The 12,857-nt window shown below is 64.6% G+C and carries 14 protein-coding genes and 2 tRNA genes; 12 read left to right on the top strand and 4 right to left on the bottom strand.

Features of this window, described 5'->3' with window-relative positions; genetic code table 11:
• Positions 1 to 29: 29 nt before the first annotated feature.
• Both AC1ROB_RS07990 and AC1ROB_RS07985 read left to right on the top strand, forming a co-directional pair.
• Positions 30 to 230, top strand: coding sequence for a hypothetical protein (locus AC1ROB_RS07990; RefSeq protein WP_492971728.1), 201 nt, complete (start codon positions 30 to 32; stop codon positions 228 to 230).
• A 71-nt stretch (positions 231 to 301) separates the two neighbouring features.
• The gene (locus AC1ROB_RS07985; protein WP_492971729.1) at positions 302 to 832 is read left to right on the top strand and encodes a hypothetical protein; all 531 of its coding nucleotides are present in this window, start codon (positions 302 to 304) and stop codon (positions 830 to 832) included.
• A gap of 154 nt (positions 833 to 986) precedes the next feature.
• On the opposite strand, the gene AC1ROB_RS07980 is transcribed toward AC1ROB_RS07985, so the two are convergent.
• Positions 987 to 1,062: transfer RNA gene (locus AC1ROB_RS07980), tRNA-Glu, on the bottom strand.
• A gap of 315 nt (positions 1,063 to 1,377) precedes the next feature.
• On the opposite strand from AC1ROB_RS07980, the gene AC1ROB_RS07975 reads away from it, so the two are divergent.
• The 10 genes from AC1ROB_RS07975 to AC1ROB_RS07930 all read left to right on the top strand — a co-directional run bounded on the left by AC1ROB_RS07975 (position 1,378) and on the right by AC1ROB_RS07930 (position 10,488).
• Positions 1,378 to 1,452: transfer RNA gene (locus AC1ROB_RS07975), tRNA-Gly, on the top strand.
• Positions 1,453 to 1,583: 131 nt separating this feature from the next.
• Positions 1,584 to 2,402, top strand: coding sequence for a transporter substrate-binding domain-containing protein (locus AC1ROB_RS07970; protein ID WP_492971730.1), 819 nt, complete (start codon positions 1,584 to 1,586; stop codon positions 2,400 to 2,402).
• The gene (locus tag AC1ROB_RS07965) at positions 2,399 to 2,902 is read left to right on the top strand and encodes a TspO/MBR family protein (protein WP_492971731.1); all 504 of its coding nucleotides are present in this window, start codon (positions 2,399 to 2,401) and stop codon (positions 2,900 to 2,902) included. Before AC1ROB_RS07970 ends, AC1ROB_RS07965 begins: the two co-directional genes overlap by 4 nt.
• Before the next feature lie 161 nt (positions 2,903 to 3,063).
• Entirely contained in the window at positions 3,064 to 4,242 is a 1,179-nt protein-coding gene (locus AC1ROB_RS07960; RefSeq protein ID WP_492971732.1) for an extracellular solute-binding protein, read from the top strand.
• Positions 4,243 to 4,301: 59 nt separating this feature from the next.
• Positions 4,302 to 5,387: an ABC transporter ATP-binding protein gene (locus AC1ROB_RS07955; protein WP_492971733.1), complete on the top strand. Its 1,086-nt coding sequence runs from the start codon at positions 4,302 to 4,304 to the stop codon at positions 5,385 to 5,387.
• Between the two features lie 18 nt (positions 5,388 to 5,405).
• Positions 5,406 to 6,425: an ABC transporter permease gene (locus AC1ROB_RS07950; RefSeq protein ID WP_492971734.1), complete on the top strand. Its 1,020-nt coding sequence runs from the start codon at positions 5,406 to 5,408 to the stop codon at positions 6,423 to 6,425.
• Complete coding sequence (locus tag AC1ROB_RS07945) at positions 6,422 to 7,309, top strand: ABC transporter permease (RefSeq protein ID WP_492971735.1); 888 nt, start codon at positions 6,422 to 6,424, stop codon at positions 7,307 to 7,309. Before AC1ROB_RS07950 ends, AC1ROB_RS07945 begins: the two co-directional genes overlap by 4 nt.
• A gap of 59 nt (positions 7,310 to 7,368) precedes the next feature.
• Complete coding sequence (gene hrcA / locus AC1ROB_RS07940) at positions 7,369 to 8,403, top strand: heat-inducible transcriptional repressor HrcA (RefSeq protein WP_492971736.1); 1,035 nt, start codon at positions 7,369 to 7,371, stop codon at positions 8,401 to 8,403.
• Positions 8,404 to 8,499: 96 nt separating this feature from the next.
• On the top strand, positions 8,500 to 9,117 hold the full coding sequence (gene grpE, locus AC1ROB_RS07935) for a nucleotide exchange factor GrpE (RefSeq protein WP_492971737.1): 618 nt from the start codon (positions 8,500 to 8,502) through the stop codon (positions 9,115 to 9,117).
• Positions 9,118 to 9,267: 150 nt separating this feature from the next.
• Positions 9,268 to 10,488 (top strand): sensor histidine kinase, encoded by a 1,221-nt coding sequence (locus AC1ROB_RS07930; RefSeq protein WP_492972208.1) that lies wholly within the window; start codon positions 9,268 to 9,270, stop codon positions 10,486 to 10,488.
• Here AC1ROB_RS07930 and AC1ROB_RS07925 read toward each other — a convergent pair.
• From AC1ROB_RS07925 to rarD, 3 genes are all read right to left on the bottom strand, one after another.
• Positions 10,448 to 11,080: an alpha-ketoglutarate-dependent dioxygenase AlkB family protein gene (locus AC1ROB_RS07925; RefSeq protein ID WP_492971738.1), complete on the bottom strand. Its 633-nt coding sequence runs from the start codon at positions 11,078 to 11,080 to the stop codon at positions 10,448 to 10,450. The genes AC1ROB_RS07930 and AC1ROB_RS07925 overlap by 41 nt on opposite strands.
• Positions 11,081 to 11,118: 38 nt before the next feature.
• Positions 11,119 to 11,841, bottom strand: coding sequence for a bifunctional nicotinamidase/pyrazinamidase (gene pncA / locus AC1ROB_RS07920; RefSeq protein ID WP_492971739.1), 723 nt, complete (start codon positions 11,839 to 11,841; stop codon positions 11,119 to 11,121).
• 107 nt (positions 11,842 to 11,948) lie between these two features.
• A complete protein-coding gene (gene rarD / locus AC1ROB_RS07915) occupies positions 11,949 to 12,854 on the bottom strand; it encodes an EamA family transporter RarD (RefSeq protein ID WP_492999991.1) in 906 nt (301 codons plus the stop codon).
• Positions 12,855 to 12,857: the final 3 nt, after the last annotated feature.

The following is a 12,857-nucleotide window of genomic DNA, read 5'->3' as shown; positions in this document are numbered from 1 at the left end:
TAGAGAAGAAATTCAACGAACTAAAGTAGATGAAACCGGAGGAAGTTGACCGAGCCATTGACCTCAATAGCGAATGGGTCATGCTCTGCAACAAAGATACAGTTTTTGCGATCTATGATGATATGGATAACGTCTGGAGTGAGTTACTAGCGGCTTCTGGCTTGCAGATTTATGAAACACTCACCCACGGCTCCAGTGGCTTCAAAATGGAATCCACCATAGACAAGTAGCATGCTCGTTTAAGCGAGCCCTTTATAAACAGCATTCAATTCTTCTAGCTTCATCATGAGGGGGCGAAGAAATGTTTCTAGAGAATGTTACCGAGTACTTTACCGAATATGTGAAGTGGAACTTTAACGAGTTCTGCAAGAACCCGGCGGAGCCGCGCCTAGCCCTCAATACAATTATTGCAGGCAATCATTTATCTGACTGGCTTAGGGTCGAGAAGGAGAAGCAGGACGGCACCTACTGGTCTCGTGTGCTTATTGGTCAGCACGGAAACGAATTCAAACATAAATACAAAAGCTACTTATCTGCGCATATCCCCCACTATCAGTTGATCTTGGATATTGCGAATGGTGTAAAACACTGTGATCAAGATCCAACAACACCATCTTTGACGCCAGAGCCAGGTAAACACCATGGTGCGCTTTGGGGCAAAGGGAAATGGGGCGATGCAAAATGGCCTACGCCCGGGCGTGTTGTCGTGTCACATAAAGGTGCCCTACTCGACATGCAACCGCTGCTATACGAGACGCTCACCGGGTGGATTGAATTAATTCAAGAGCATGGAGTGTGGAATCCCATGCCTCCACGTCCGCCATATCAATAAGGCCGTTTGGACTCAAACTAATGATAATGAAAGCCATCCTCAACTGACATTACAGTTGAGGGCCTTCGCTAATATTTGAAAATGTTTCGATCTGAATTCAGTCGAATGCATTACTTAACGTCTAAACACGCCAACACGCATTCGAAAGAAAGTTTGGCGTCCCCACGGGGATTCGAACCCCGGTTTGCGCCGTGAGAGGGCGCCGTCCTGGGCCTCTAGACGATGGGGACCCATAAGTCGCAGCGGGCGAAGCCCGCGCGAGGTCGCACCAGATACAGGAGGCCTATCGCGGGCGCAAGGGCTTTCCGGCTTAGCCGGCAAATATGCCCGGTCTGCCAGCGGTTTGGCTGCACCGGCCGGGGGCCGCGCCGGAGTCCCGCCAAGGCCTTGGACCCATGGCGAAATTGTTAAACGAGACGCTTGCATCGGACTCTTGGCTGGGTATAGTGCGCGCCTGCAACCGGCACCCCGCCGGTTGGTCGGTTTCAGGGCCTGCCCGAAGCCGTCGCCGGGTCTCCCGGCCATACCGGATATACCGGCGCCGAGCGGGCGTAGCTCAGGGGTAGAGCACAACCTTGCCAAGGTTGGGGTCGAGGGTTCGAATCCCTTCGCCCGCTCCAATTTCTCTCCCAGACCAGATCAACCACCAGAACGGCCCCGTCCCTGCCGCCGGCCACGCTTTTGTGTCCGCGTTGCCACCCGCCTGCCGCTACACTTGCGCCAACGGCCATCCGGCCGGCGGGAGGACTGAATGCGCGCCTTGCTGATGCGTGCGGCCATGCTGGCTGCGCTGAGCCCGATCCTGATTCTGGCGACGAATGCCATGGCGCAGTCTTCGCCGCCGCCGCTGAATGAACTGGCCCCGAAAGGTCCGGTGCGCGTCGCCATTGCCTATTCGCCGGCGCCCTCGGCGCTCTATGTGGTGAAGGACGGCGAGCGGTTCAAAGGCGTCACCGTCGATCTCGGCACGGCCATCGCGGCGAAGGCCGGGCGGCCGGTGCAGTTCGTGGCTTATGCCTCCACCGGCGAGATCACGGCGGCGGCCGATACGGATGCCTGGGATGTCACCTTCATGCCGCATGATGCGGCGCGGGCGAAGCTGGTGGAGTTCGGCAACGGCTATCACCTGCTGGAGAGCACGCTGCTGGTGGTCGAGCGCGCCAAAGCCGGCACACTGGCCGAGATCGACCGGCCGGAGATCCGCATCGCCGGCGTGGAAGGCACGGCGACGGCGCGGGCGGCGATGGCGCATTTCAAGCAGGCGAAAGTGGTGAGCGTGCGCGGCGTGGATGATGCCGTGGCGCTGGTGCAGGCCGGCGGCGCCGAAGCCATCGGGCTGTCGCGCGAATCCCTGGTTGGCCTGGTGCCGAAGCTGCCGCGCTCGCGCGTGCTGGAGGAGGGTTTCCTCAACACGCTGACCGCCGTCGCCGTGCCGCGCGGCCGGCCGGCGGCGCTGGCTTTCGTCAATGCCGTGATCGAGGAAGAAAAAGCCCGGGGCCATGTGCGCCGCTCGCTGGATGCCATGGGACTGACCGCATCGGTGGTGGCGCCGGCCGGGATGAAGCCGTGACGCGCTATCACGTGCCTGCGGTGCTGTCGCCGCGCAGCCTGGGCGTGCTGCTGCTGAGCCTGGCCGTCTGCTTCGCGGTGTCGGCTGCCGGCGGCGCGATCACCTCGGGATCGGTGAAAAGCTGGTATCCCGGCCTGATCAAGCCGCCGCTCAATCCGCCCGACATCGCCTTCCCCATCGTGTGGACCCTGCTGTTCGCCATGATGGCGGTGGCCGCCTGGCAGCTCTGGCGCCAGGCCGGCTGGCCGCGCGCCCGCGGCGCCTTCACGCTGTTCGGGCTGCAGCTTGGCCTGAACCTCGGCTGGTCGGCGCTGTTCTTCGGGCTGCAGAAGCCGGGCCTGGCGCTGATCGAGATCGGCCTGCTGTGGCTGGCGATTGCCGCCACGATCCAGGCCTTCCGCTCGCATGAGCCGCGGGCGGCATGGTGGCTGCTGCCCTATCTGGCCTGGGTCAGCTTCGCGGTCTACCTGAATGCCGGGATCTGGTGGCTTAATCGTTAAAGCGGCGCTGCACCGATTCAGGGCAGTCCGTACCCGTCCTGCCCGCGATGGATGCAGCGGCCCCGGCTTTTGCCGGTCTGTTCACGAGTCCACGCCTTCGCCGCCATGGCACGAATCCTGCTGATCCTTCCCGTCAGTGACTGACAGAGGAGGATCTCGCCGTGAGCATCAAGCGTCCGCCTGTTTCCGCGACCCCGGCCGAAAAGACCGTCCGCGCCGCCAGCCGTTTCACCCGCCGCACCCTTTTGAAAGCCACGGTTGCCGCCGGCGGCATCGCCGCCATGGGCCCGTGGTTCGTGCAGGATGCGCTGTCGTCGTCCGGCAGCCTGAGCCTGCTGCACTGGGATGACGAGCTGCCCGATCCTGTGATCCCGGATTTCGAGAAGAAGACCGGCATCAAGATCAACAAGACGCCCTTCTCACAGAACGAAGAGCAGATCAACAAGCTGCAGGCCACCGCCGGCATGGGCTTCGATCTGTGCCAGCCGACGCGCGACCGCTCGCCGCAGTTCAAGGACCTTGGCCTGCTGCAGCCCTTCGACACCAACAAGCTGAAACTCGACGGCCTGCTGCCGGCGATGCTGGAAGGCTCGACCAGCGTCTGGACCTGGGACAGCAAGCTCTATCACGTGCCGCATTGCTGGGGCAGCGAGGCGATCTCGTGGCGCACCGACCTGGCCAAGCTGGATTACAAGACGCTGTCCTACGGCACGCTGTGGGACGACGAATACAAGGGCAAGGTGCAGGGCCGGCCGCATTCGCTGCTGCTCAGCATCGGCCTGTGGTGGGACCGCACCGGCAAGCTGCCCTCCAACCGCATGATGGACGCCTTCAAGGACGAGGCGAGCATGAAGAAGATTTACGACCAGATCCTGGTCTTCGCCATCAGCAAGAAGCCGTGGATCAAGCAGTTCTGGGATTCGGCCGACAACACCAAGTCGGGCTTCATGGAAAACGGCGTCGTCATCGGCCAGACCTGGGACGGCCCGGCGCTGTCGCTGAAGAAACAGGGCAAGCCGGTCTCCTACATGGCGCCGCAGGAAGGCGCGATTGCCTGGCTCGACGGCTGGGCCATGCCGACGGGCGCAAAAAACATCGCCCAGGCCTATGAGTGGATCAACTACCTGCATTCGGCCGAGGTCTCGGCCAAGGTGGCGGACGGCTCGGGCTACAACCCGGTGGCCAAGGGCGCCGATGCCCTGCTGTCGGATGTGGCGAAGAAGAACTTCACGGAAGCCTTCCCCGACGACGCCACCACCAAGCTGTGGCATCGCCCGCCGGAGCCCTCGTGGTTCGCCGAGCTGCGCACGCAGTATGCCGAGAAGTTCAAGGCGGCTTAAGTCCATGGCGCCGGCCGCAGGGCCGGCGCCGCTTTTTTCCGATTTGTGATCCGTCCCGCATGACCGCAGCCATAACCCTGGACCATGTCAGCGTCCGTTTCGGCGACTTCACCGCCGTCGATGACGCGTCGCTGGAGATCGCGCCGGGCGAATTCTTTTCCTTCCTCGGCCCGTCGGGCTGCGGCAAGACCACGCTGTTGCGCACCATCTCGGGCTTCGTCGATCCGAGCCAGGGCCGGGTGCTGCTGGATGGCCGCGACATGCAGGGCATCGGGCCCAACAAACGCCCGACCGCGCTGATCTTCCAGAACCTGGCGCTGTTCCCGATGATGAGCGTGGCCGACAACATCGCCTATGGCCTGCGCGTGCGCGGGCTGTCGAAGCGCGAACGCACCAAGAAGGTCGACGCGCTGCTCGACCTGATCGCCCTGCCCGACCAGGGCAGGAAGCGCGTGGATGAACTGTCGGGCGGCCAGCGGCAGCGCGTGGCGATTGCCCGGGCGCTGGCGGTCGAACCCAAGGTGCTGCTGCTGGACGAGCCGCTCTCGGCGCTCGACCTCAAGCTGCGCCAGCATATGCGCAACGAGCTGCGCGCCATCCAGCGCCGCGTCGGCATCACCTTCATCTACATCACCCATGACCAGGGCGAGGCGCTGACCATGTCGGATCGCATCGCCGTGATGGATCGCGGCGTGATCCAGCAGGTCGGCGACGGCCGCGCCGTCTATGAAAGCCCGCGCACGGCTTTCGTGGCCAGCTTCGTCGGCGAGAACAACGCTTTCATCGGCAAGGTGGTCGCGCAAGAGTCCGGCATCGCCACGGTGGAAACGCCGCTGGGTCCGTTGCGCGGCCGCAATGCGCGCGGCCTGGTCAACGGGTCCGAGGCCGTGCTGTTCGTGCGGCCGGAGGTGCTGCGGCCCAATCCGCCGGCCGACCATCAGTGGATTCCCGGCCGCATCGCCGATATCGCCTATGAGGGCAACCTCACCCATGCGACGCTGGCCGCCGGCGAGACGGCAAAAGTCGTGATGACCTTGGCGCGCGCCGATGCCAATGCGGTGCCGGCCATCGGCACCGAGGCCGCCATCGGCTACCGGCCGGAGGATGCGCTGGTGCTGCCGCGCGAAGGCTTCGGGGCCGCCTGACCATGCACAGTTCCCCGCATGCATAGCAGTGTCGGCCACAGCCTGATCCTGGCCCTGCCGCTGGTGGTCACGGCCGGCTTCGTGCTGCTGTCGATCCTGGAACGCCGGCGGCTCGGCGCGCTGGCGCCGGTGTCCTTCTGGCGCCGCAACGGCATCGCCATTTCCAGCTATCTGGTGCTCGCCGTCGGCCTGTGGACCGTGATCATGATCGTGCTGCCGCAGCTCTACATGATCGATCTCTCCCTGCGCCCCAAGCTGCCGCCGGCGCAGACCGGCGGGCCGAAGGATGTCTACACGCTGGAGAATTACCGCTACTTCCTCTACGGCTCGACCACCTCGACGGCGAACTGGAACACCACGCATATCAAGGCATTTTTCCTCACCATCGGCGCCAGCACCGCGGTCACCATCCTCAACTTCATCATCTGCTATCCCCTCGCCTTTTACATGGCGCAGGTCAGCCCGAAGGCGCGGGTGCGGCTGTTCATGCTGCTGCTGATCACGCCCTACTGGGTGAATGAAGTGCTGCGCGCCTTTGCCTTCCGCGTGCTGCTGGGCAGCCAGGGCGCCATCAACATGCTGCTGCTGAAGACCGGGATCATCGACCAGCCGATCGATTTCCTGGGGTTGGATGTCGGGCTCTATGCCGGCCTCGCCTATGCCTATCTGCTGATGATGATGTTCTCGCTCTACAACGCCATCGAGAGCCTGGACAAGAACCAGATCGAGGCCGCCCGCGATCTCGGCGCGCCCTGGTGGTATATCCACTGGTCGGTGGTGATGCCCCATGCCAAGCCGGGCATCGCATCGGGCGCCACGCTGGTCTTCATGCTGAATGCCGGCGCGCTGGCCGCCCCGCTGGTCCTTGGCGGTCCGCGCACCCTGTGGTTCACGCCGATCGTCTACGACCGCTTCTACCAGGCCTTCAACTGGCAGCAGGGCGCCGCCTATGCCTTCATCCTGCTGCTGGCCTGCGTGGTCTTCGTGCTGCTGGTGCTGCGCGTCTTCAAGGTCGGCCTGGGCGAGATCGCGCGATGAGCAGCCGCGGCATTATCAAGCTCTCCACTTGGCTCTACATCGGCCTGTTCTTCCTTTATCTGTTCGGTCCGCTGGCGGTGATGGGTGTCACCGCCTTCAACAGCTCGTCCTATCCGCAGATCTATCCCTTCGAGAGCTTCACCCTGAAATGGTTCGGCGGCCTGCTGAACGACGCCGACATCATGTACGGGCTGCGCAACTCGCTGTGGATCGGTTTTCTGGTGGTGCTGGTTTCCGTACCTGTGGGACTGGCCGGCGCCATCCTGATGACCCAGGTCTATGCCCGCGCGCGCTCGTTCTATTACCTGATCGTGGTGTCGCCGGTGCTGACGCCGGGCGTCATCATCGGCATTTCCACCGTGATCTTCTGGCGCGAGATGACCGGCGCCACCGGCACGCGCTTCCTCTATGACGGCACGCTGATGACCGTGGTGGCGCAGGCGAGCTTCATCTCGGCCTATACCATGCTGATCTTCCTGGCGCGGCTGCAGCGCTTCGACCGCGCCCAGGAGGAAGCAGCGCTGGATCTCGGCGCCAGCCATCCGCAGGTGTTCCTGCATATCCTGCTGCCCTTCATGCGGCCGGCGATCCTGTCGGCGGCGGCGCTGGCCTTCCTGTCGTCCTTCGAGAACTACAACACCACCACCTTCTCGATCCTGGCCGACAAGACGCTGACCACCGTGCTGGCCGGCCGGGTGCGCCAGGGCACCACCCCTGCGATCAGCGCGCTGGCGGTGCTGATCATCGCCGTTACCCTGCTGGGCGCCATCGCCTACGAGCTGGTGAAACGCCGGGAAGAGGCCGCCAAGGCCGCCCGCCTGCGGCTCGCCCAGCAGGAAGATGACCGCAGTCTGACCGGAAACCGGGCTTCCGCGGCGAACTGACCGGCAACACCGCCCGCCCGGCATTGACGCCGCCCCGGCAGGTTCTTAAGTCTGGTCCCATGATCCAGGAAATGAGCCAGCGCAGCCGCGACATCCTGCGGCTTGTGGTCGAGACCTATATGACGACCGGAGAGCCGGTCGGCTCGCGCTTCCTGTCGAAAAAGCTCGAACACCGGCTGTCGCCGGCCAGCATCCGCAACACCATGGCCGATCTGGAAGAGGCCGGGCTGCTCTACGCGCCGCATACTTCGGCCGGCCGCCTGCCGACCGAAAGCGGCCTGCGGCTGTTCGTCGACGGCCTGCTGCAGATGGGCGACCTGACACAGGACGAGCGCAGCTCCATCGAGGGCCGCGTCGCCGCCTCGAACCGCGGCTTCCAGGAAGTGCTGTCCGAGGCCACCGGCGTGCTGTCGGGCCTGTCGGGCCATGCCGGCCTGGTGGTGGCGCCCAAGGTGGACACGCCGCTGCGCCATGTGGAATTCGTGCCGCTGGGTCCGGGCAAGGCGCTGGTGGTGATGGTCTCCGACAACGGCCAGGTCGAGAACCGCATGCTGGATATCCCGAGCGGCTTCACGCCCGAAGCGCTGGCCGAAGCGGGGCAGTTCCTGTCGCAGCGCCTGAAAGGCCGCACCATCGGCACCGGGCGCAGCGAGATCCTGAACGAACTGGAGCAGCGCCGCGCCGAACTGGATCAGCTCTCGGCCCGCGTGGTGGAAGCCGGCCTGGCGGTCTGGGGCGGCGAGCCCGAGCGCGGCACCCTGATCGTGCGCGGCAGCGCCAACCTGCTGGACGACGTGGCGGCCATCGCCGATCTCGAGCGCATCCGCAATCTGATGGAAGAGCTGGAGAATACTGAGGAGATGCTGCGGCTGATCGAACTCACCCAGGGCGGCGAGGGCGTGCGCATCTTCATCGGCTCGGAAAACACCCTGTTCCGCCGCGCCGGCTGTTCGCTGATCGTGGCGCCGCTGCAGAACCAGCAGCAGCGCATCGTCGGCGCCATCGGCGTGATCGGGCCGACCCGGATGAATTATGCCCGCGTGGTGCCCATGGTGGACTTCACCGCCCAGGTGGTCGGGCGGCTTCTCGGTTAAAAAACGGCGGATTATACGCCCACCCCTTTTAAACCGGCCCAATCATCCGTATATCCGGGCCTTCGCATATGCAGGGGCCTCTAACGAGACGCCAAGATGAGCCAGAACGACAACGACCGTATCGAACCCACGCTGCACACCGGCACCCAGTCCGGTGCCGCGCCGCAGAATACCGCTGCCGATTCCGCTGCCGCGCCCGACGACCAGTTCGCCAGGGTGCAGGCCGAGGCCGCCGAGCTGAAGGACCGCCTGCTGCGCCAGGCCGCCGATACGGAAAACCTGCGCAAGCGCCTGGACCGTGAGAAGGAAGACGCGATCAAGTTCGCCTCGGCCAAATTCGCCAAGGATATCCTGAGCGTGGCCGACAACCTGCGCCGCGCCCTGGAGAATGTGCCGAAAGCCGAAGCCGAGGCCAGCGAGCCGGTGCGCAACCTGGTGGCCGGCATCGAGGCGACCGAGCGCGAGCTGCTGAACGTGTTCGAGCGCCATGGCATCGCCCGCATCGATCCCAAGGGCCAGCGCTTCGACCCCAACCTGCATCAGGCGATGTTCGAGATCGAAGACCCGAGCGTGGCCAGCGGCACAGTGCTGCAGGTGATCGCCGCAGGTTACGTGCAGCAGGGTCGCCTGCTGCGCGCCGCCATGGTCGGCGTCTCCAAGGGCGGGCCGCAGCCCGATGCCCAGGCCGGCCAGACGGTCAACACGCAGGCGTAGTTCTTTCGCCGGCTTTTCCCGCACCCGCTGCTAACGATTGCGTCTGTCGTCACACCACTCGACAAATCGCGGCAAACATCCGCGATTGTCAAAAAAACGCAATCTGCCTGACCGATAGTCGCCCGGTGAAACCGGGGGACGGCAGTGGATATGTTCACATCCGAGGCGCTTGAGACGATCGGCACGGTTGCCGTGCCCTTGCCGCCTGTGTCGGCCACCATGCGCTGCGAGGATGTCGACCGCCGCTTCCAGGGCGATCCTGATCTCGGCGCGCTGGCGGTGGTGGACGGCACGCGGCCCGTCGGCCTCATCAACCGCTACGATCTGATCACGCAGCTCTCCCGCGATTACGGCCGCGCGCTCTATGCCAAGAAGCCGGTGGCCGACCTGATGGACCGCAATCCGCTGATCGTGGATGCCAGCATCAGCGTCGACAAGCTGGAGAGCCTGATCGCCGACGAGCATCAGAGCGCGCTTTTGCGCGGCTTCATCGTCACCCGCAGCAACCGCTATTACGGCGTCGGTACGGCGCTGTCGCTGCTGCAGCTCGGCATGGCGCGCAGCGAGCGCCGCAACCGCGCGCTCGACCGCGCCCGCCAGCAGGCCGAGGAAGCGTCACTGAGCAAGACGCGTTTCCTGGCCAATATGAGCCACGAATTGCGCACGCCGCTGAATGCCATCATCGGTTTCGCCGAGATCATCCATAAGGAAATCTTCGGCCCGCTGGGCAACACCCGCTATGGCGAATACGTCAACGACATCCTGTCCAGCGGCCAGCATCTGCTGGGCCTGATCAACAACATCCTCGACATGTCGAAGATCGAAAGCGGCAGCTGGCGTATCCAGCCGGAAATGACCGATCCGGTGGAAATCATGGAAGCCTGCATCCGCACCTTCCGCGAACGCGCCGAAGGCCGCGGCGTGTTCATCTCCATGGCCGTCGATGCCCGGTTGTTCGAGGGCTTCGTCGACCGCCAGGCGCTGCGGCAGATCCTGCTCAACCTGATTTCCAATGCGGTGAAATTCACCCCAAGCGGCGGCCGTATCGAGGTCGGCGCGAAGCCGGCCGACACCGGCGGCTTCCATATCTGGGTCAGCGATACCGGCATCGGCATCGCGCCCGAGCATATCCCCACCGTGCTGGCGCCCTTCGGCCAGGTGGAAAACGACCTGACCCGGCAATACGAAGGCACCGGCCTCGGCGTGCCGCTGGTGAAATCCCTGATCGAGATGCATGGCGGGCGCTTCGAGATTCACTCCGTGCCGGGTGAAGGCACCACCATCCGCGCCCTGTTCCCGCCGCCGCCCGGCGAAGCGCAGGCCGGCGGCGTCATGGCGGCGCTGACGGGCGGGTCACCCGCCGCAAGGTGAGATTGATGCGGCCGCCGCCGGGCAGCAGGCGGCTGGTACCCGGCATCACCCGGTCGATACCGTGATAGGCCAGCCGCGCGGCGCCGCCCAGCACCAGCACATCGCCCGATGCCAGCTTGAAGGATCGCGTCGGATCTTTCCGCGCCGTACCGCCGAGGCGGAACAGCGCATCGTCGCCCAGCGAGATCGACACCACGGGCGCCGTCATCGCCGCCTCGTCGCGATCCTGGTGCAGGCCCATCTTCGCCTGCCCGTCATAGCGGTTGATCAGGCAGCATTCCGGTGCATGGTCGTAATCGGCCACCGCCCACCAGATCGAGAGAATCTCGTCCGGGATCGCCGGCCAGGCCTGGCCGGTCTGCGGATGCTGCGGAATATAGCGGTAGCCGGCATCCTTGTCAGAATACCAGCCCAGGCTGCCGGCATTGCTCATCGCCACGCTCATCGCCTTGCCGGTTTTCGGCATCGTGGCGTGATAGGGCGGCGCGGCCTGCAGCAGCCCGAGCACGGCCTCGGTCAGAGCACGCTGGCGCGTCCGGTCGAGCAGACCGGGAAACAGGCGGAAACCATCAAGCGACTCGCGGGCGGGCATGCCCCTGAATCTGGCGCACGCCTGCCCGCTGTCTAGCCTCAGGCCAGGTCGGCCGACTGGATGCGCTTGACGCCGGCAGTCTTCATGGCGGTCCAGGATTTCGCCAGCGAGCCCTGCGCGTCGATGCCACGGCAGGCATCCTCGATCACATAGGTCTCGAAGCCCTGCTTGCGCGCATCCATGGCCGTCCAGGCGACGCAGAAATCGGTGGCGAGGCCGACCACGAAGACGCGCTTGATGCCGCGCTGCTTGAGATAGCCGCCCAGCCCCGTCGTGGTCTTGCCATCGGCCTCCATGAAGGCCGAGTAGCTGTCGACATCCTTGTGGTAGCCCTTGCGGATCACCAGCTGCGCATGCGGGATGGCGAGATCCTTCACCAGCGAGGCGCCTTCGGTGCCCTGCACGCAATGGTCGGGCCACAGCACCTGGCTGCCATAGGGCAGCTTCACGGCTTCAAAGGGCTTCTTGCCCGCATGCTGCGAGGCAAACGACACATGGTCGGCGGTATGCCAGTCCTGGGTCAGCACCACATTCTGGAAGCCCTTGGCGATCTTGTTGATCAGCGGCACGATCACATCGCCCTCCTTCACCGCCAGGCTGCCGCCCGGCACGAAGCAGTTCTGCACATCGACCACGATCAGCACGCTCTTGCCGCCGGCCGAAACCTTGCCGGCCGCAAAGGCTATGCCGCTCGATCCCAGCAGCCCGGCCGAGAGCGCCGCTCCACCCAGACCCATCATCATCTGACGCCGATTGACCATGACGCACCCCCGCGTTTGTTGCTTGGCTGGGCCTAGCAAACGCCGTTTGTATGTAGACGTCCAATGCTTTTTTCGCTGCCCGGTTTTTCGGCGGACTGCCCGCGGCGTCAGCCGTTTTTGCGCGCCATCCGCCAGGAATGCCCGCTGTAAACGAACAGCGCGCCCCAGATGCAGGCAAAGGCGACGGCATGCACCATGGTGAAGGCCTCGCCCCACAGCAGCACCGCCAGCAGGAACTGCAGACTCGGCGACAGATACTGCAGCAGGCTCATGGTGGCGACGCTGAGCCGCCGCCAGCCGGCCGCGAACAGCACCAGCGGCGCCGCCGTCACCGGACCGGCCAGCAGCAGCAGGACATGCGTCCAGCCATCGGCAACGCCAAACGTGCCGGTCCCTGCCGCGCCGAGCCAGAACAGGTAGCCCAGCGCCACGGGCAGCAGCACCATGGTCTCGACGGTCAGGCCGATCAGGCTGTCGACGGGGAAGCGCTTGCGCAGCAGGCCGTAGAACCCCCAGGTGGCGGCGATCATCAGCGACAGGTAGATGGCCGAGTCGGCGGTGCCGACCAGCAGCACGGCGACGCCCAGGCCGGCCAGGCCGAAGGCGCCCCACTGCACGCGGTCCATGCGCTCCTTCAGCACCACGCGGCCGAGCAGCACGGCGAACAGCGGATTGATGTAATAGCCCAGGCTGCAGGCCATCACCTGGTTGCGGTCGATCGCCCAGACGAAGATCAGCCAGTTGATCAGCAGGAACACCGCCGTGCCGGCCAGCACCAGGCGTAACTTTGGCGTAAACAGCACCCGCAGCCATTCGGCCCGTTTGCCAAAGGCCAGCACCAGCCCCAGGCAGAGCAGGCAGGACCACAAAACCCGATGGGCGTTGAGTTCCAGCGTGGGCACCCCGGCGGCGCCGGCGGCCTTGAAATAAATGGGTGAAATTCCCCAGAGAAAATAACCACCTAGACCGCAGGCCACGCCGGCCCAGAGGCCAGGCGCGGCAGCCGGGGGCATGGC

The sequence above is a fragment of the Ferrovibrio sp. GW821-FHT12F09 genome, from assembly GCF_058806775.1.
The sequence above is the reverse complement of the archived record's forward strand: the minus strand, read 5'-3'. Positions and strand labels throughout refer to the sequence as shown.